The organism is Actinomadura sp. 6K520, from assembly GCF_004349245.1.
GTDB lineage: Bacteria > Actinomycetota > Actinomycetes > Streptosporangiales > Streptosporangiaceae > Spirillospora.
In genome coordinates this window covers 32,241-52,123 of sequence record NZ_SMLC01000020.1, presented here as the reverse complement: position 1 = coordinate 52,123, position 19,883 = coordinate 32,241, and the positions used below count along the sequence as shown (strand labels likewise).

6 protein-coding genes are annotated in these 19,883 nt (G+C 76.4%); 3 read left to right on the top strand and 3 right to left on the bottom strand.

Translation table 11 applies throughout. The annotated features are described in order from the left end of the window. Positions 1–44 precede the first annotated feature (44 nt). Genes E1289_RS08160 through E1289_RS08150 form a run of 3 tightly spaced genes read left to right on the top strand, consistent with a single transcriptional unit; the run spans position 45 to position 4,281 of the window. Positions 45–839 (top strand): hypothetical protein, encoded by a 795-nt coding sequence (locus tag E1289_RS08160; protein ID WP_131976949.1) that lies wholly within the window; start codon positions 45–47, stop codon positions 837–839. Next, positions 826–2,508, top strand: coding sequence for an ABC transporter ATP-binding protein (locus E1289_RS08155; protein WP_131976947.1), 1,683 nt, complete (start codon positions 826–828; stop codon positions 2,506–2,508). Before E1289_RS08160 ends, E1289_RS08155 begins: the two co-directional genes overlap by 14 nt. Positions 2,509–2,544: 36 nt before the next feature. After that, positions 2,545–4,281 (top strand): ABC transporter ATP-binding protein, encoded by a 1,737-nt coding sequence (locus E1289_RS08150; protein ID WP_131976945.1) that lies wholly within the window; start codon positions 2,545–2,547, stop codon positions 4,279–4,281. A gap of 9 nt (positions 4,282–4,290) precedes the next feature. Here the strand turns inward: E1289_RS08150 and E1289_RS08145 are convergent, their stop codons facing one another. The 3 genes from E1289_RS08145 to E1289_RS08135 all read right to left on the bottom strand — a co-directional run bounded on the left by E1289_RS08145 (position 4,291) and on the right by E1289_RS08135 (position 19,724). Further along, the gene (locus tag E1289_RS08145; RefSeq protein ID WP_131976943.1) at positions 4,291–4,521 is read right to left on the bottom strand and encodes an MbtH family protein; all 231 of its coding nucleotides are present in this window, start codon (positions 4,519–4,521) and stop codon (positions 4,291–4,293) included. After that, on the bottom strand, positions 4,518–18,614 hold the full coding sequence (locus tag E1289_RS08140) for a non-ribosomal peptide synthetase (protein ID WP_243712690.1): 14,097 nt from the start codon (positions 18,612–18,614) through the stop codon (positions 4,518–4,520). Before E1289_RS08140 ends, E1289_RS08145 begins: the two co-directional genes overlap by 4 nt. Positions 18,615–18,752: 138 nt before the next feature. After that, entirely contained in the window at positions 18,753–19,724 is a 972-nt protein-coding gene (locus E1289_RS08135; protein WP_207928858.1) for an iron-siderophore ABC transporter substrate-binding protein, read from the bottom strand. Between the last annotated feature and the right edge of the window lie 159 nt (positions 19,725–19,883).

Sequence of the window (19,883 nt, the reverse complement as noted above, 5' to 3'; positions counted from 1 at the left end):
TGCTTTAGGTTAGCCTTGCCTTATTTGCCTATCGCGGAGCTTCTGTGAACGAGACCCGGGCAGGGGCGGTCGCCGTCGGGCGGGCCGCCGAGCAGGCGCTGGAGCCCCTGGGCGCGCGGCTGCGCGCCGCCGCCGACACCGACGGCCCGCTGGGCGTCGCGCCCGGCCTGCGACCCACCGGCGGCGGCTGGTTCCCCGTGGCCGACCTGGCCGCGCGGCCGCGCGAGCGGCTCGGCGCCCTGATCGCGGAGTCGGAGCGGCGCTGGCAGGCCCCGCCGCACGTCGCCGCAGCCCTGTGGTGGAAGAACTTCTCGTACTGGACCACGCTGCCGGTCGCGCTGGGCTGGGCCCTCAACCGGCGCGTGCCGGTGCTGACCGCCGAGACCGCGATGCTGAGCACCCCCGCGGCCGAGCCCGGCATGCTCGTCGCGATGCGCGAGCCGCGGGTCGCCACCGGGGACGCCCGCGAACTCGGCGCGGTCATCGCCGACTCGCTCCTGCGCGACCTGCACGCGCCGGTCATCGAGGCCCTGCACACGCTCACCCGCGCCGGGCGGCGCGGGCTGTGGGGGTCGGTGGCCGAGGCGCTGGTCCACCCCCTCGTCACGTTCGCCGCCGACCTGCTGGACGACCCCGGCGACGGCGCGCGGACGCTCCTGGAGTCGGTCGGCGAGCCGGTGGCCGGGCTGGTCGAGCTGCCCGCGCTCCCGGAACTGCGGCGCCGCACCTGCTGCCTCTGGGTGACGCTGGACCAGGGCATCTGCCCGACCTGCTGCGTCACCGGCACCGCGGACACCGCCCGGGACGGAGAACGGAGGAGCGCCGGTGCGCGGTCGTGACGTCCTGCGGCGGGTGATCACGGGACAGTGGCGGCTCGCGGCGGGCGGCGCCGTGCTGGCCGCCGGGCACCAGGCGGGCGAGGTGCTGGTGCCCGTGGTGATCGGCGTGGTGATCGACAAGGCGATCCTGCCCGGGGACGCCGGCGCCCTCGTCCGGTGGCTCGCCGTGCTGGGCGCGGTCTTCGCCGGGCTCTCCTACAGCTACCGGTTCAGCTTCCGCCTCGCCGAACGGGCGTCCGAGCAGGCCGCGCACGAGCTGCGGCTGGAGCTGACCAGGCGCACCCTCGACCCGCGCGGCGGCGCCGAGACCGGGCGGCTGCCGGGCGAGCTGGTGAACATCGCGACCGGCGACACCAAACGGGCCGGCGGCGTGCACGTCGCGATGGCGGCCGGGACCGCGGCGCTGGCGGGCCTGGTCGCGGGCGGCGTCGCGCTGCTGTGGATGTCGGTGCCGCTGGGGCTGCTCGTCCTGCTGGGCATCCCGCCCCTGCTCGGGCTCGCGCACGTGATCGGCAAGCCGCTCGAGCGGCGCAGCGGCGCCGAGCAGGAACGCGCCGCCCACGCGTCCGGCGTCGCCGCGGACCTGCTCGCCGGGCTGCGGGTCCTCAAGGGCATCGGCGCGGAGCGGGCGGCCGTGGCGCGGTACCGGCGCACCAGCCGCGACTCGCTGGCCGCGACCGTGCGGGCCGCTCGCGCGCAGGCGTGGCACGACGGCGGCATGCTCACCCTGACCGGGGTGTTCATCGCGGTCGTCGCGCTGGTCGGCGGCCGGCTCGCCATCTCCGGCGACATCACCGTCGGCCAGCTGGTCACGGCCGTGGGACTGGCGCAGTTCCTGCTGGGGCCGCTGTCGATCCTGTCGTGGGCGAACGGCGAGTTCGCGCAGGGCCGCGCGTCCGCCGCCCGTGTGGGCTCGGTGCTGGGGGCGCCGCCCGCCGTGGCCGGCGGGGACGGCGAGCCGCCGCGGCCCGTGCGGGGCGGCCTGCGGCTGCGCGGCGTCCGGTACGGCGACGCGCTGCGCGGCCTGGACCTGGACGTCGCACCGGGCGAGCTGCTCGGGGTCGCGGCCGCCTCCCCCGCGGCGGCGACCGCGCTGCTGCGCCTGCTCGGCCGGTCCGCCGACCCCGAGTCCGGGACGATCGAACTCGACGGGACGCCGCTGCGCGACCTGGACCCCGCCGCCGTCCGCCGCGCCGTCGTCGTCGCCGAGCACGACGCCGACCTGTTCGAGGGCACCCTCCTGGAGAACGTGACCGCCGCCGCGCCCGGCGGGGCCGACGCGACGGCGGCGGTGCTGGCGGCCGCGGCGGCGGACGAGGTCGCCGCCAACCTGCCCCGCGGCACGGACACCGTCCTCACCGAGCGCGGGCGTTCGCTGTCGGGCGGGCAGCGGCAGCGCGTCGCGCTCGCCCGCGCGCTGGCCGCCGCCGCACCGGTGCTGGTGCTGCACGATCCGACCACCGCGGTCGACGCCTTCACCGAGGCGCGGATCGCCGCCGGCGTCCGGGAGGCGCGCGGCGGGCGCACGACGATCGTGGTGGCGACGAGCCCGGCGCTGCTGGCCGCGGCCGACCGGGTGGTGTTCGTGGACGGCGGCGCCGTCGCCGCCGAGGGCGCCCACGGCGAACTCGTCCACGAGCACCCCGCCTACCGCGCGACCGTCCTTTAGCGCGACCGTCCTTCAGGCAGAGGAGAACGACCCCCGGTGACGACCACAGACGAGCGGGAGCTGCTGCCCACGGCGTCGGCGGCGCGCACCCGCGCCGCCGTCCGCGAACTGGCGCGCCCGCACCGGCGCACGATCGCGGGCGGGTTCCTCGCCCTGACCGGCGCGACCGCGGTCGGGCTGCTCACCGCGCCGGTGCTGGGCCACGTCGTCGACCTGGTGGCGAAGGGCCGGCCCGCGTCCGCGCTCACCACCCCGGTCAGCTGGCTCGCGGTCATCGCGGTCGTGCAGGGGCTGGCGACCGCCTACGGGCTCGGGCTGGTCGCCCGCGCCGGCGAGGGCATGCTGGCGACGCTGCGCGAGCGCTTCGTGGAGCGGGCCCTGCGGCTGCCGCTGGAGCGGGTCGAGCTGGCCGGCTCCGGGGACCTGACGTCGCGGGTCACCAACGACGTGTCGGAGGTGACCACCGCGGTCCGCGACGCCGTGCCGGCGCTGGCCAGGTCACTGCTCGCCATCGGGCTGACCCTGGTGGCGCTGGCGTTCCTCGACTGGCGGTTCCTGCTGGTGGCGCTGCTGGCCGTCCCCATCCAGGCGCACACCGTGCGGTGGTACGTGCGCCGCGCCGTCCCGCTGTACGCGGCGCAGCGCGTCGCGGTCGGCGCCCAGCAGCAGGAGCTGCTCGGCTCGGTCGGCGGCGCGGCCACGGTGCGGGCGTTCCGGCTGGAGGACGAGCACACCGGGCGCGTCGCCGCCCGCTCGCTCGCGGCGGTCGACCTGGTGCTGCGCGGTGCGCGGCTGGTGACGCGGTTCTACTCCCGCCTCAACCTCGCCGAGTTCGTCGGGCTGTCGGCCGTGCTGGCGACCGGTTTCCTGCTGGTGCGGGGCGGTGCGGTGAGCATCGGCACGGCCAGCGCCGCCGCGCTGTACTTCCACAACCTGTTCGCCCCGATCAACATCGCGCTCGGCCTGGCGGACGACGCGCAGAGCGCCACCGCCGGCCTGGCCCGCCTGGTCGGCGTCGCCGACGCCGCCCCGCCCCGGTCCGAAGAGGCGGCCTCCGGGCGCACCGGACCGGGCCGCGGGCCGGTCGAGGTCCGCGGCGTCCGCTACTCCTACCGGACCGGTCATCCCGTGCTGCACGACATCGACCTCGACATCACCGAGCAGGAGCGGGTGGCGCTGGTCGGCGCCAGCGGGGCGGGCAAGACGACGCTGGCCAAGCTCATCGCGGGCATCCACCGTCCCGACGCCGGCACGGCCCGCACCGGCGGCGAGGTCGGGCTGGTGACCCAGGAGGTGCACGTCTTCGCCGGTCCGCTCGCCGACGACCTGCGGCTGGCCCGGCCGGACGCGGCGGACGACGAGCTGCGCGCGGCGCTCGCCCGGGTGGGCGCGCTGGACTGGGCGCTGGCGCTGCCGCAGGGGCTGGACACGGTCGTCGGCGAGAGCGGCCACCGGCTCACGGCCGCCCAGGCGCAGCAGCTCGCCCTCGCGCGCCTGGTGCTGGCCGACCCGCCCGTCGTCGTGCTGGACGAGGCCACCGCCGAGGCCGGGAGCGCGGGGGCCCGGGAGCTGGAGTCCGCGGCGTCCGCCGCGATCGAGGGCCGGACGGCCCTGGTCGTGGCGCACCGGCTCACCCAGGCGGCCACCGCCGACCGCATCGTGGTGCTCGACGGCGGCCGCGTGGTGGAGACCGGCACCCACGACGAACTGGTGGGCACCGGAGGCCGGTACGCCGCCCTATGGCGGGCCTGGTCCGACGGCCATCGCTCCTAGCCCGTTCCCTCAGTCACGCCGGCCCGCGTCGGCCTCCATGACCTCGGCGAGGCTGCGGGGGCGCAGGTCGGTCCAGTTCCGCTCGACGTACTCCAGGCAGGCGGCGCGGGTGTCCTCGCCGAACACGGCGCGCCAGCCGGCCGGGACGTCCGCGAACGACGGCCACAGCGAGTGCTGCCCCTCGTCGTTGACCAGGACGTGGAAGCGGCCCTCGGGGTCCTCGAACGGGTTGGTGCTCATCGGGTGTTCCTCCTCAGGATGTCGAGCAGCTCACCGGCCAGGCGCCCGGCCGTGGCACGGCCGAACAGTTCCGCGTCGTAGACCAGTACGCAGTCCACGGGCCCGGCGTCCGGCGGTTCGTAGAAGCTGAGCGCCAGCTCCGCGGGGAGCGCGCCGGTCGGGACCAGGTCGAACCGCGCGCCGAGGCCCGGGATCTCCGCGAGGGCGGCCTGCTCGTGCTGGATCAGCAACACCTGCGGGGCCGCCAGGCCGAGCGCGGCGGCGACCCGGTCGAACGGGACGTCCTGCCGGTCGAACGCGGCCAGGTCGGTGTCCCGCACCCGGGCGAGCAGCTCGGCGGGTCCGGGGTCGCCGCCGGTGTCGGTGCGCAGGAGGACGGTGTTGGAGAAGCAGCCCACCAGGTCGGTGAGCCGGTCCTCGGCGCGGCCCGCGACCGGGGAGGCGACCGGGACGTCGGTGCCCGCCCCGTGCCGGGTCAGCAGGGTCGCCAACGCGGCCTGGAGCACCATGAACGTGCTCGTCCCGGTCCGCGCGGCCAGCGCGCCGATCGCCCGGTGCAGTCCGGCCTCGATCTGGAACTCCACGTACTCGCCTGCGCCCCGGTGTCCCGGGGACGGCTCCCGGTCGTAGGGCAGGGGGATGCGGCCGGGCAGCCCGTCCAGCGCTTCGCGCCAGTAGGCGAGCCCGCGTTCCTCGGCGTCACCGGCCACCCGGTGCGCCCACAGCGTGTAGTCGGTGTAGGAGACGGGCAGGGGCGGCGGCTCCGGCTCGCGCCCGCTTCGCCGTGCCGCGTAGGCGGCGGCGAAGTCGCGGCTCAGCGGGACCGTGGACCAGTCGTCCACGCCGATGTGGTGCGTGGTCAGCAGGAGCGCCTGCGCGCCGCCGGGATCGGTGAGCAGGCGGGCCCGCAGCGGCGGGCGCGCCTCCAGGTCGGCGGGTTCGCGGGCCAGTTCCCGGAGCGATCCGTCCAGATCGGTGACCGGGACGTGCTCCAGTACCGGCTCGGCGGGCTCCGGCCGCCCGCCGGGGAAGCGGGTGCGCAGCGGCTCGTGCCGCGCGGCGACGTCGGCGAGCGCCGCCGCCAGGGCGGCGCCGTCGAGGTCGTCCGAGCGCAGCGCGAACGCCGCGGTGTACGCCCGGCCCGTGCCTTGGCGGTAGCGGGTCCAGTGCCATTCCTGCGGCGGGGCGAGCGGCACCGTTTCCGGGCGCTCGGCGCCGGCGACGAGCCTCGGTGCGGCCGGCCACCGCCCGCCGCCGGAGCCGCCGTCCGCGTCGAGGCGTTCGGCCAGCGCGGCGACGGTGGGGGCGTCGAACACGTCGCGCAGTGCGAGCCCGGCGTCCAGCACCGCCCGGACCCGGCCGAGCAGCCGCATCGCCGACATGGAGTGGCCGCCGAGCTCGAAGAAGCCGTCGTGCAGGCCGATCTCGGGCAGGCCGAGCACCTCGGCGAACAGGGCGGCCAGCTCCCGCTGGCGCGGTGTGACGGGCCGGGCCGCCCCGGTCATCGACGCCCAGTCGGGGGCGGGCAGCGCGCGGCGGTCGAGCTTGCCGTTGGGGGTGAGCGGCAGCGGACCGTCGAGCACCACGACCGCCGCCGGGACCATGTGGTCCGGCAGCAGCGTCGCGACGTGCGCCCGGACCCCGGCCGGGTCGGGCGGGCCCTCCCCCGGTTCCGGGACGGCGTAGCCGATCAGCCTGGTGTCCGGCCCGGCCCGGTCGGCGACCACGGCCGCCTGCCGGACGCCCGGGTACCGGGTCATCGCCCCGGCGACCTCGCCGGGCTCGATGCGGAACCCGCGGACCTTCACCTGGTCGTCGGCGCGGCCGAGGAAGTCGATGTCGCCGCCGGGGCGCCAGCGGGCCCGGTCGCCCGTCCGGTACATGCGGGTCCCGGGCGGGCCGAACGGGCACGCCACGAACCGCTCGGCGGTCAGGCCGGGCCGGCCGAGGTAGCCGCGGGCCAGCCCGCGCCCGGCGACGTACAGCTCGCCGGGCACCCCGGGCGGCACCGGCCGCAGGCGCTCGTCCAGCACGTACACGCGGGTGTTGGGGTCGGGGGCGCCGATCGGGACCGCGCCCGCCCAGCCCTCCTCGGCCGGCCACAGGGTGGAGTTCACCGTCGCCTCGGTCAGCCCGTAGGCGGCCAGCAGCCGCAGGTGCCCGGCCCAGCGCGCGATCACCTCCGGCGGGACGGTCTCGGTGCCGACCAGCACCGTCGCGCCCTCGGGCGGGGCGCAGCCCGCGGGCAGCGCCGCGACGAGGGACGGCGGCAGGATCGCGTGCGTGATGCCCTGGTCGTTCATGAAGCCGGTCAGCTCCGGGCCCGGCACGCGCGCCTCGTCGGGGACGAGCACGAGCCGCCCGCCGTGGCACAGCGCCATCGCCAGCTCGAAGATCGTGACGTCGAAGCCGATGGACGCGAACTGCAGCACGCGGCTGTCCGGCGTGAGGCCCATCCGGTCGACGGCCGTGGCGACGAGGCTGCCGATGCCCTCGTGCGGGACGACGACGCCCTTGGGCCGTCCCGTCGAACCGGACGTGTAGATGACGTACGCGGCCTGGTCCAGCGCGACGGGCGGGAACGGACCGCCCGGCTCTGTGCTGGCCAGCCGCGCCGCGACCTCGGGATCGTCCAGCACCACCGGCCGGACGCCCTCGACCTCGGGCACCTTCCCGGCGACCTGCTCGGTGACGACGACCGCCGCGGCGTTCGCGTCGCCGAGCATGTAGGCGAGCCGGTCGGCCGGGTGCGCCAGGTCCAGCGGCAGGAACGCCGCGCCCAGCTTGCCCGCGCCCAGCATCACCGCGACCATCTCCGCCGAGCGCGGCACCGCGACCCCGACGACGCTCTCCGGGCCGACGCCGTGCTGGGCGAGCAGCCGCGCCATGCGGTCGGACAGCGCGTCCAGTTCCGCGTAGGTGACGGTGCGGTGGCCGTCCACGACGGCGACGGCGCCGGGACGTTCGGCCGCCCGCCGCCGGAACATCCCGGGGATGGTCTCCTCGGCCACCTCGCGGCCGGTGCGGTTGAAGCCGTCGACGACCAGGGCGCGTTCCTCGGCGGTCACCACGTCGATGTCGCCGACGCGCAGCCCCGGGTCCGCGGCGACGGCGGCGACCAGGCGCGACAGCCGCTCCCCCAGGGTCGCGGCCGTCGGCCGGTCGAAGATGTCGGAGCGGTACTCCAGCACGCACGAGATCCGGCCTGTCTCCGCGTCCTCGGCGAAGCTGAACACCAGGTCGAACTTCGCTGTCCGAGCCTCGACGGGCTCGGGCCGCACGTCCAGCCCCGCGAACCCGAGATCCCCGGGGGCCTGGTTGCGGTACCCGACCATCACCTGGAACAGCGGGTTGCGGTCGGGCGAGCGGACCGGGTTCAGCTCCTCCACCACGGCCTCGAACGGCACGTCCTGGTTCGAGAAGGCGGCCAGGTCGGTCTCCCGGACGCGGGCGAGCAGCTCGGCGAACGTCGGGTCGCCGGACACGTCGGTGCGCAGCACCAGCGTGTTGACGAAGAAGCCGACCAGGTCGGTCAGCGCCTCGTCGGTGCGGCCGGAGATCGGCGCGCCGAGCGGGAGGTCGTCCCCGGCGCCGAGGCGGTGCAGCAGCGCGGCGACGGCCGCGTGGCACACCATGAACATGCTGGCGCCGCCGCGCTGGGCGAGCCGGCGCAGGCCCGCGCAGTCGCCGGGGTCCAGCTCGACGGCCAGCTCGCCGCCGGACATGGCCGGCCGCGCCGGGTGCGGCCTGTCGGTGGGCAGTTCCAGGCTTTCCGGCGCACCGTCGAGTGTCTTCTTCCAGAACGCGAGCTGGCGCGCGGCCAGGCTGCCGGGGTCGGAGCGGTCGCCGAGCAGCCGCCGCTGCCAGAGCGTGTAGTCGACGTACTGCACCGGCAGCGGTTCCCACCCGGGAGCCCGCCCGGCGGCGCGGGCCTCGTAGGCGGTGGACAGGTCGCGCAGGAAAGGCCCGTCCGACCATTCGTCGGTGGTGATGTGGTGCAGAAGCAGCGCCACCACGTGCTCGTCCTCGGCCAGCCGGACCACGGTCGCGCGCAGCGGCGGTTCGGACGCGAGGTCGAACCGGCGTCCCAGCGCGTCGGCGAGCACCGTGCCGAGCGCGTCCTCCGCCGCCTCGACCACGCGCAGTCCGGGACGAGCCTCACCGGCCGGCACCACCCGCTGGAACGGCGGCCCCTCGCGCTCGCCGACGAGCGTCCGCAGCGCCTCGTGACGGTCCATGACGTCGGCCAGCGCGGCACGGAACGCCTCGATGTCGAACGGGCCGCGCAGCCGCATCACCAGCGGGAAGTTGTAGGCGGCCGACGGCGTCAGCTGCTCGATCATCCACAGCCGCTGCTGCGCGGACGACAGCGGCGGCTCGCCGGGGCGGTCCGCGGCCGGTGTCAGGGCCGGGCGCGCCCCCGCGCCGGCCGCGGCGGCGCGCCCGGCCAGCTCGGCGACCGTGGGCGCCTCGAACAGGTCGCTAATCGCCAGCTCGGCGCCGAGCGCGGCGCGGGCGCGGCCGATCAGCCGGGTGGCCAGCAGCGAGTGGCCGCCGAGGTCGAAGAAGTCGTCGTCGATGCCGACCCGGCCGACGCCGAGCAGCTCGGCGAACAGGCCGCACAGGGCCTCCTCGGCGGGCGTGCGCGGCGGGCGGCTCGCCGCGGCGGCGGTGACGGCGGGCGCGGGCAGCGCCCGGACGTCGAGCTTGCCGTTCACGGTGAGCGGCAGCCGCTCCACCGGCAGGAGCGCCGCCGGGACCATGTAGTCGGGCAGCCGTTCCTTCAGGTGCGCGCGGAGCGCCGCCGTCAGCGCGGCGGCGTCGCCCGGCGGCCAGGTCTCCGGGACGACGTATCCGGCGAGCCGCTTCACGCCGCCGGGCCCGGACGCGTCGGCGACCACGGCGGCGTGCGCGACCGCCGGGTGCTCCTCCAGCGCCGCGCCGACCTCGGCGGGCTCCACCCGGTAGCCGCGGATCTTGACCTGGTCGTCGGTGCGGCCGAGGAAGTCGAGGAGGGGATGGGCCCCCTTCAGGGGGTCGGCGGAAGACAAGCTCCCGTCCGGGCGGCGGCGCACCAGGTCGCCCGTGCGGTACATCCGGTCGCCGGGCGCGCCGAACGGGTCGGCCACGAACCGTTCCGCGGTGAGCCCGGCCCGCCGGTGGTAGCCGCGCGCCAGGCCGGTGCCCGCGATGTACAGCTCGCCGGGCGCCCCGTCCGGCACCGGGCGCAGCGCCGTGTCGAGGACGTGGGCGCGGGTGTTCCAGATCGGGCGGCCCACGGTCGGGGTGTCGCTGTCGCGGGTGCCGCCGCCGAGCGTGTTGATCGTGTACTCGGTAGGGCCGTACAGGTTGTAGCCGGACGTGCCCTCGGTGTCGCGCAGCCGGGACCAGACGGTCTCGGTGACCGCCTCGCCGCCGAGCAGCACCAGCGGGGGCCGGTGCCCGTCCAGCAGGCCCTCCTCGATGAGGTGGTGCGCGTACGTCGGCGTGACGTTGACGACGTCCACGCGGTGGCGGTCGCAGTACGCGACGAGCGCCTCGGCGTCGCGGCGCAGCTCCTCGTCGCACACGTGGACCTCATGGCCCTCGACCAGCCACAGCAGCTCCTCCCACGACATGTCGAAGGCGAACGAGACCGTGTGCGCGATCCGCAGCCGCCGCCCGCCCGCCGACGCGACCGCCGGGCCGAAGATCGCCTCCCGGTGGTTGAGCTGCATGTTGGTCAGCCCCCGGTACGGCGTGACGACGCCCTTCGGGCGGCCGGTCGAGCCGGAGGTGTAGATGAGGTACGCCGGGTGCTCCAGGCGCCCCGGGCGGCCGGGTTCGAAACCGGGCGTCTCCGCGCCGGTGATCTTCCCGCCGGGGAGCGACGCGAGTTCGGCGGCGATGTCCGGGGCGTCCAGTGCGACGCGGCCCGGCCCGTCCGGCAGGACGGACGCGGCGACGGACTCCGTCGTCAGGACGCACGCCGGCGCCGCGTCGGCGAGCATGTGCGCCAGCCGGTCGGCGGGGTGGTCCAGCTCCAGCGGCAGGTACGCCGCGCCGGTGCGCAGCACCGCGAACAGCGCCGCGACCATGTCGGCCGAGCGCGGCAGCGCCAGCGCCACCACCCGTTCCGGTGCGGCGCCGCGCGACAGCAGCAGCCGGGCGAGCCGGTTGACGTGGGCGTCCAGCTCGGCGTAGGTGAGGGTCTCGTCCCCGGCGACGACGGCCACCTCGCCGGGGGTGCGCGCGGCCTGCGCCGCGAGCATCTCCGACACGGTCTCGTCGGGCACCGGGCGGCGGGTGGCGTCCCACTCGTCCGCCAGGGCCCGCCACTCCGCCGGCTCCAAAGGGTCGAGCGCACCGACGCGCGGTACCGCCCCGTCGCCCCGCTCCTCGCTCTCCAGACCGCCGACGAGCCGTTCGACGAATGTCGTGAAGCGCCGCAGCAGCGACTCGGCGAGTCCGCGGCCGATGACGTCGGGACGGTGGTCCAGCTTCATCCGCACCGGCGTTCCGGGCGTGACGACGAACGTGATCGGGTAGTGGGTGGCGTCGAGGCCCTCCGCCTCCACGATGCCGTGCCGCTCCTGCAGCTCGGCCATGTCGTCCTCGTCGCCGAGGTTCTGCAGCACGTAGAGGGTGTCGAAGAGCCGGGAGTGCCCGGCGGCCTGCTGGATGTCGCCCAGGCCGAGGTAGTCGTGCGGCATGAGCGCGACCCGTTCGCCCTGGACGCGCCGCAGCAGGCCGGGGACGGGTTCGCGCGGGTCCAGCGTGACGCGGACGGGGACGGTGTTGAGGAACATCCCGATGACGCTCTCCACCCGCGGCACGTCGCCCGGCCGCCCCGCCACCGCCGTGCCGAACACGACGTCCTCGCGGCCGGTGGCGCTGGACAGCACCAGCGCCCACGCCGCGCTGAACACCGTGTTGAGCGTGAGGCCGTGGCGGCGCACCGCCGCGTGGAGCCGTTCGGTGAGCGGCACCGGAAGCTCGGCCCGGCCGCGGTCGGGGATCACCGGTTCGAGGGCCCGGTCCACCGGGCCGACGAGGGTCGGCTCGGCCAGGCCCGCCAGCGCTTCCCGCCATGCCTCCCTGGCGCGGCCGGTGTCCTGCGTGCCGAGCCAGGCCAGGTAGTCGCGGTACGAGCCGGGCGGCGGCAGCTCGGACGCGTCGCCGCGCCGCTCGTACATGGCGATGAGCTGCTCGAAGAACAGCCACGCCGACCACCCGTCCCACAGGATCAGGTGGTGGGTGATGACGAGCCGGTCCGCCGCGGCTCCGTCCGCTCCGTCGCCGAGCCGGATCAGCAGCAGCCGGAACAGCGGGGGCGCGGCGAGGTCGAAGCGCCGCCTGCGGTCGGCCGCCAGAATCCGGCCGATCTCCGCCTCCCGGCTCTCGGGGTCGAGCCCGGAGAGGTCGATCTCCTCCAGGCGGGGCCGGGGCCCGGCGCCGATGAACTGGACCGGCTGCGGGAGCCCGTCGTTGGTGAACCCGGCCCGGAGCGCGGTGTGCCGGGCCAGCACCGCCGCGCACGCGTCCAGCAGCCGGCCGGCGTCCACGCGGTGGCCGAAGTCGAACGCGACCTGCGCGGTGTAGACGTCGAGCGCGCCGGTGTCGTAGCTGGAGTGGAAGTACAGTCCCTCCTGCAGCGGCGACAGCGGCCAGACCTCCTCGACCGGCAGCGGCGCGACCCGCGACACCCGCTCCCGTTCCGCGTCCGTCAGCGCGACGAGTTCGGCCGTGCCGCCGGAGCCCGCCGTGTCCGTCGTCGGTGCGGAGCCGGCCTCCCGCGCGGCGGCGGCCAGCGCGGCGGGTGTGGGGTGCTCGAACACGTCCTGCGGCCCCACGACGAGCCCGGCCCGGTGCGCCCGCCCGGAGACCACGATCGACAGGATGCTGTCGCCGCCCAGCGCGAAGAAGTCGTCGTCCGCGCCGACCTCGGCGGTCTCCAGCACCTCGGCGAAGATCTCGCAGAACAGCCGCTCGCGGTCGGTGCGCGGCGCCCGCGGCCGCGGCCGGCCGGCGGCGGGTGCGGGCAGCGCCGCCCGGTCGATCTTGCCGCCCGGGGTCAGCGGCAGCTCGCCGAGCACGACGACGTCGGCGGGGATCATCGCCTCCGGAAGCGTCGCGGCGAGGGACGCGCGCAGCGCCCCGGCGTCCAGGTGGACGCCCGCGTCGGGCACCACGTAGGCGGCCAGCCGCGCGCCGCCCGGGCCGTCGTGCCGGTCGACCACGGCCGCGCGCCGCACGCCCGGCTCCGCCGCGATCCGCGTCTCGACCTCGCCCAGCTCGACCCGGTTGCCGCGGACCTTGACCTGCCGGTCGACCCGCCCCAGGTACGTGAGGTACTCCTCGCCGCCGCGGGCGTGCCTGCGCACGAGGTCGCCGGTGCGGTACATCCGCTCGCCGGGCGCGCCGAACGGGTCGGCGGCGAACCGCTCGGCGGTCAGCCCCGCCCGGCGGTGGTAGCCGTGCGCGACCTGGGTCCCGCCGACGTACAGCTCGCCCGCCGCGCCCGGCGGCACGGGACGCAGCGCGCCGTCGAGGACGTACAGGCGGGTGGCCCCCACCGGTCCCCCGATCGGGACGGCCGGGCCGTCCGCGGCACCGCCGTACTCCCGGTACGCGACCTGGATCGTCGTCTCCGTCGGCCCGTACACGTTGTACATCGGCACGCCGGTCAGCCCGGTCCACCGCGCGGCGAACTCGCCGGTCAGCGCCTCGCCGCCGCTGAACACCCGGCGCAGGCCGCGCAGGGCGGCCAGGTCCCCCGCGTCCTCGGCGGCCTGGAGGAACGCCGCGAGCATCGACGGCACCATCGCGATCGTCGTAACGCCGTGCTCGCGGACGCGGCGCGCCAGATGGGCGGCGTCGCGCTGCCCGCCGGGGCGGGTCAGGACGATCCCGGCGCCGGCGCACAGCGGCCAGAACAGCTCCAGCAGGGACGCGTCGAAGCCGGCCGACAGGTGCTGCAGGACGCGGTCGTCCGCACCGAGCGGGAACCGCTCCGCCAGCCAGGTGAGCTGGCTGACGACGGCGCGGTGCGGGACGAGCACGCCCTTGGGGCGACCCGTCGACCCGGAGGTGTAGAGGAGGTAGGCGGGGTGCTCCGGCCCGGCCGTCTCCGGGATCGGGTGGTCGTCCGCGGCGTAGCCGTCCTCGTCGAGGAGGACGTGGGACACGCCCCCCGCCTCCGGAAGGCGCCCGGCGGCCTCCCGCGTGGTGAGGACGGTGCGGGCGGCGGAGTCGGCGAGCAGGTACGCCAGCCGGTCCGCGGGGAGGTCCACGTCGAGCGGCAGGTAGGCGGCGCCCGCCCGCAGCGTGCCGAGCAGCGCGGCGACCAGCTCCGGCGAGCGCGGCACCGCGACCGCCACGATGTCGCCCGGCCGCGTCCCGCGCGCCCGGAGGCGGCGCGCGACGGCGTCCGCCCGCCGGTCCAGGGCGGCGTAGGTGAGCGTCGCGTCCGGCCCGTCGCCGATGACGGCGGCGGCGTCCGGCGCCGCGGCGGCCCGCGCCGCGATCATGCCGTGCAGGGTGGGTGCGGCCGGCCGCACCGGCGCTCCGGTGAGCGCGGCGCGTTCGCGCTCGTCTTCCGAGGGCGGCTCCAGGGCCGCGACGGGACGCGCCGGGTCCGCGGCCAGGGTCTCCAGCACCGCCACCAGGCGCGCGGCGATCCGCTCGGCGGTGGCCGCGTCGATCCTGGCGGCGTCGTGGTCGATCCGCAGCGCCAGCCTCCGGCCGGGCAGGACGATCAGCGCGAGCGGGTACTGCTCGACGTTGGTGAAGTCGACACCGGTGATCTCGACGGTGCCCGACGGGTCGCGCAGGTCCCGCTCCCCGGGATAGTTCTCCAGCACGACGAGGGTGTCGAACAGCTCCCCCGCCCCGGCGAGCCGCTGGATCCGCGCGAGCCCGAGGTACTGGTGGTCGAGCAGCGCCGACTGCGCGTCCTGCAGCCGGGTGAGCGCGGCGGCGAGCGGCTCGCCCGGCCGCCACCGCATCCGCACCGGCAGCGTGTTGACGAACATGCCGACCATCGACTCGATGCCGGGGATGTCGGCGAACCGCCCGGAGACGGCCGTGCCGAAGACCACGTCCCCGCGGCCGGTCATCCGCCCGAGCAGCAGCCCCCACGCGCCCTGGACCAGGGTGCCGAGCGTGAGGCCGTGGCGGCGCGCGCGGTCGGCGAGCCCGGCGGTGGTCTCCTCGGGCAGCTCGACGCGGACGTCGGCCCGCCGGCGCGCCGGCGCGTCCCCGCCGCCGGGCGGGGGCGGGAGGGTGTCGGCGAGCCGGGTCGGCCCGTCCAGGTCGTCGAGGGCGGCCCGCCAGGCCGCCAGGGCCGCGTCGCGGTCGCGCCCCGCCAGCCAGGCGAGGTAGTCGCGGTAGGGGGTGAGCGGGGCCGGCGGGCGCGTTGCGGCGTCCGCGGTGCCCGGGTGCCCGTAGAACTCCAGCAGCTCGCGGAGCATGACCTGCACCGACCAGCCGTCGGCCACGATGTGGTGGAACATCAGCACCAGGGCGTGGTGGTCGCGGTCGTGCCGGACGAGCGTGCAGCGCAGCAGCGGCGGCCGTTCCAGGTCGAAGCCGCGGGCGTTCTCCTCGGCCGCCACGGCGGCGGCGCGCTCCCCGCGTTCGGCCGCGGCGAGGCCGCTGAGGTCGACCTCGCGCCACGGCACGGTGACCGGTCCCTCGGGGACGACCTGCACGATGCGCCCGTCGTCCAGGCGGACGAACCCGGCCCGCAGCGGGGCGTGCCGGTCGAGGACGGCCTGCATGGCCCGGCGCAGCGCCTCCGCGTCGAGCGGCCCGCGCAGGTCGATGACGTGCTGGACGACGTAGACGTTGCCGGACGGCTCGTCGACGAGGGTGTGGAAGAGGAAGCCCTCCTGCAGCGGCGTGAGCGGCAGCACCTCGCAGGCACCGCCGGCCAGTTCTCCCAGCCGGCGGGTGTCGTCGGCGCCGAGCCGCACCAGCGGCCCGGCGGCGTCCCCGGCGGGGGGCGCGGACCCCTCCCCCGTGGACGCGGCGGCGGCGAGCGCGGCGGCGGTGCGGTTCCGGAAGACGTCCCCCGCCGAGAGCGTGAGGCCGGCCGCACGCGCCCGAATGAGCACCTGGATCGCCAGGATGCTGTCACCGCCGAGCTCGATGAAGTCGTCGTCGGCGCCGACGTCCGGCAGGCCGAGGACCTCGGCGTACACGCCGCACAGCAGTTCCGCGCGCGCCCGCAGGGCCCGGTCGGAGAGGCGGGCACGGCCCGCCGGCGCGGCGCGGCGGGCGGAGGCCAGGGCGGCGTAGTCCGGGGCGGGCAGCGCCGCGCGGTCGATCTTGCCGCTGGGCAGCACCGGAAGCTCGGCCAGCGGCACGAACGCCGCGGGCACCATGTAGGCGGGCAGCCGGTCCCGCAGGTGGGCGCGCAGGGCGTGCACCAGGGCGCCCACGTCGCGGAAGCCGGACGGCGTGTTGGCGTACGCGGACGGCGCGGCGCCGGCGTCGCCGCGCGGGCGGTAGACCTCGCCGGGATCGGCGCCGGGTGCGGTGAAGAGCACGTCGACGGAGCCGTCCGCCGCATCACCGGACCAGGTCGCCGTCACCGTGTAGCCGGACTCCTCGCCCAGGCTCCAGAGCGTCTCGGGGTCGATCGCCTCGGGGACCGGCTCCGCGGGCCACAGGGCTCGCCGGGCCTCCAGGTCGGGCGTCAGGCGGGCGTTGGGCACGCCGTTGACCCGCAGCGGGGGCGGCCCCTCGGCCAGCCGTTCCGCCAGCGCCGCGAGGTCGGCGACGTCCGTGCCCCAGCGCAGCTCGCGCGGCTCCCGGCCGTCCCGCGCGGCGCCGGCCCGGGTGTGCAGGACCACGTCGTAGCGGTGCCTGCTCAGCTCGTTGTGGTGCCTGGCGCGCTTGACGCGCAGGTCCACCGCGCGGACACCCTCCACGGTGCGCGCCAGGGCGGGGAAGAAGTCGGGGTCGAGGAGCAGCTCGCCCTCCCAGCGCACCGCCTGCTCGACCGCCGACCGCAGCTCCGGGACGGCGCCGGGCGCGATCTCGCCGTCGTGCCGCGCGACCTCCACGGCGGCCCGCAGGGTGCGCAGCAGCCGCAGGTTGCGGACGTCCCCGACGAACACGCTGCCGCCCGGGGCGAGCAGGTCCACCGCCGACCGGAGTACCTGGGCGAGGTAGTCGGCGCTGGGGAAGTACTGCGCCACCGAGTTGACGACGACGGTGTCGAAGTGGCCGCGGGGCAGGCCGGCGAAGTCGTGGGCGGGCTGCGCCCGCAGCTCCACCCGGCCGGCGAGGCCGGGGTCGCCGCCGACCCGGGCGCGCAGCGCGGTGATCGCCTCCTCGGACAGGTCGGTGCCCCAGTACGACTCGCAGTGCGGCGCGACCCCCGACAGGATCAGGCCGCTGCCGACGCCGATCTCCAGCACCCGGCGGGGCCGCAGCGACAGGATCCGATCGACGGTGGCCTCCCGCCACTCCCGCATCTGGTCCAGGGGGATGGGGCGGCCGTCGTAGGTGCTGTTCCAGCCGGTGAAGCTCTCCGCCGGCCCGCCGTCGCCGGACGCCACGGCGGTGTAGAGCAGCTCGTGGAGGCGCTTCCACTCGTCGACCTGCTCGCGCTCGCGGCGCTCGTCGCGGTGCGCCGGGGCTCCCGCGGCGGGCACGACGTAGGCGACGAGCCGCCGGTCGCCCGGCCGGTCCTCGCGGACGGTGACCGCGGTCTGCGCGACCGCCGGGTGCCCGCCGAGCACGGCCTCGATCTCGGCCGGCTCGACGCGGAAGCCGCGGATCTTCACCTGGTCGTCGGCGCGCCCGGCGAACTCCAGCCGGCCGTCGGGCAGCCACCGCACCAGGTCCCCGGTGCGGTACAGCCGCCCGCCGGGCGGGCCGAACGGGTCGGCGACGAAGCGTTCGGCGGTCAGGCCGGGCCGGCCGAGGTAGCCGCGGGCCAGCCCCGGCCCGCCGAGGTACAGCTCCGCCGTCACCCCCGCCGGGACGGGGCGCAGGGCGTCGTCCAGCACGTAGGCGCGGGTGCCCGGGTCCGGGCGCCCGATCGGCACCGTCGAGCCGGGCTCGGGGTCGTCCGGGCATTCGCCCAGCGTCGAGTTGACCGTCGCCTCGGTGGGCCCGTACGCGTTGAACATGTTCCGGCCGGGCGACCAGCGGGCCACCAGCTCCGCGGAGACGCGCTCGGTGCCGGCGAGCAGGGTGGCGCCGGACGGCAGCGTGCAGTCCGCCGGCATCGTGGCGAGCAGCGCCGGAGGCAGGATCATGAAGTTGACGTCGTGCTCGGCGGCGTAGTCGGCCAGCTCCGGGCCGGGCACCCGCCGCTCGGACGGGACGATCACCAGCCGCCCGCCGGAGAGCAGCCCGAGGCACAGGTCCCAGAACGCGACGTCGAAGCTGGGCGAGGCGAACTGCAGGACCCTGCTGTGCGGTCCGACGCCGAGCCGCCCCGACTGCGTGGCGACCAGCTTGGCCACCCCGGAGTGGGTGACGACGACGCCCTTGGGCCGGCCGGTGGAGCCGGAGGTGTAGATCACGTACGCCGCGTTCCGGACGTCGAGCGCGACGCCGGGGTCCGCGCCGGGGCGGGCGGCGATCTCGGCCGCGACGTCGGGCAGGTCGAGCAGCAGGCGCGACGTCCCGGCGACCTCGGGCACGGCCTCCGCCAGTTCCCGGGTCGTGACGAGGCAGACCGGCCGGGCGTCGTCCAGCATGAAAGCCAGGCGTTCCGCCGGGTAGCCGGGGTCGAGCGGCAGGTAGGCGGCGCCCGCCTTGAGCACGGCCAGCTCCGCCACGATCAGGTCCGGCGACCGCGGCAGCGCCAGCGCCACGACCCGCTCGGGGCCGGCGCCGCGCTCGGCCAGGGCGTGCGCCAGCCGGTTCGCCCGCGCGTCCACCTCGGCGTAGGTCAGTTCGGTGCCGCCGAACACCAGCGCCACCGCGTCCGGGTGCCGCCGCATCCGCGCCCGGAACATCTCGGGGAGCGTCGCCGGCGGCACCCGGCAGCCGGTGTCGTTCCACTCGACGAGGATCCGGTGGAGTTCCGCCGGGGAAGGCTCCGCCCCCGCTTCGGCGGTGTCCTGGTCAGCGGTGAATTCCTGGGTCACAACCGCACCTCCGCCACGGCCGGCACGGCCGGCCGCGCTCGCACACTCCTGGCTTGCCCACCTCCGCGGCCGGGCCGGGGCCGTCGCCCGGCCCGGTCCGCACGTGCGGTGTCGTCCGGTGGTCCTTCCGTGGGGGCGTCAGCCCGCCTTGGTGAGCAGCGGCACCATCTGGCCGATCGCGTACGGGATGCTCAGCACGGTGTTGAAGGAGACCGCCGCGCCGGTCGGGTTGTACGGCACGAAGACGGCGCGGTCCTCCTCGGCCACCTTCAGGCCGGTGTAGACGTCGTCCTTCTCGACGGTCTGCTCGGCGTTCGGCACGGACGTCAGGAAGATCAGCCGGTCGACGTCGACCATGTCCAGCCGCTCGGAGCCGATGACGGCCGCCTGCTCCTTGCCGGCCGCCTTGGCGACCGGGTCCGGGACGGTCATGCCGAGGCTCTTCATGAACTCCACCTTGGGGTCGGTCGGCCCGAAGACGGCGTACTGGCCCGGCTTGAACGGGTCGGCGACCGCGAACGTCTTGCCGGCGAGCGACGGGTTCTTCTCACGCGCCTCGGCGAAGCCGCGCTCGACCCCGGCGACGACCTCCTCGGCCTCCGCCTCCTTGCCGAGCGCGCGCCCGGTGACCAGCGTCATCTCCTGCCACGGCATCGCGTAGTCGGCGTGGTCGGCGGACTGCGCGACGGTGGGAGCGATCTTGGAGAGCTTGTCGTGGTCCGCCTTCGTGATCCCCGTGTAGAGGCCGATGATCAGGTCGGGGCGGAGCGCGGCGATCTTCTCGAACTCCAGGTCCTCGCGCTGCCCGACGACCTCGGGCTCGGTGCCCTGCCACTGCTGCGCGCTCCAGGGGTACTCGGCGACGCCCAGGCCGAGCCCGGTGAACTCCACGACCCCGACGGGCTTGACGCCCAGTGCCAGCACCGCGTCCTGGTCGGTCATCCCGACGGTCACCACCCGCTCGGGCGCCGCCTTGATCTCGGTCGTCCCGTACTTGTGCTGGACGCGCACCGGGAAACCGGCCCCGGCGGCGGCCTTGCCGTCGCCGCCCGAGTCCGTCTCCTCGCCACCGCAGGCCGCGAGGCCCAGCGTCAGGAGCAGGACGGTCACCAGGGCCATGGTGATCTTCCCGGGGAGCGACCTATCGGCCGGCGTTCGCGATGTGGGGGACATCGGCTGCCCTTCAGATGTCGGGGGTTCGGGGAACGGCCGGGCAGGGGGAACTCGTGCGGAGCCCGGCACCGCTGCGATGCTAAGGTAAGCCTTACC

Coding starts and splice junctions, on each gene's coding strand:
- E1289_RS08145 (WP_131976943.1), bottom strand. CDS start 4,521: ATGAGCACCAACCCGTTCGAGGACCCCGAGGGCCGCTTCCACGTCCTG.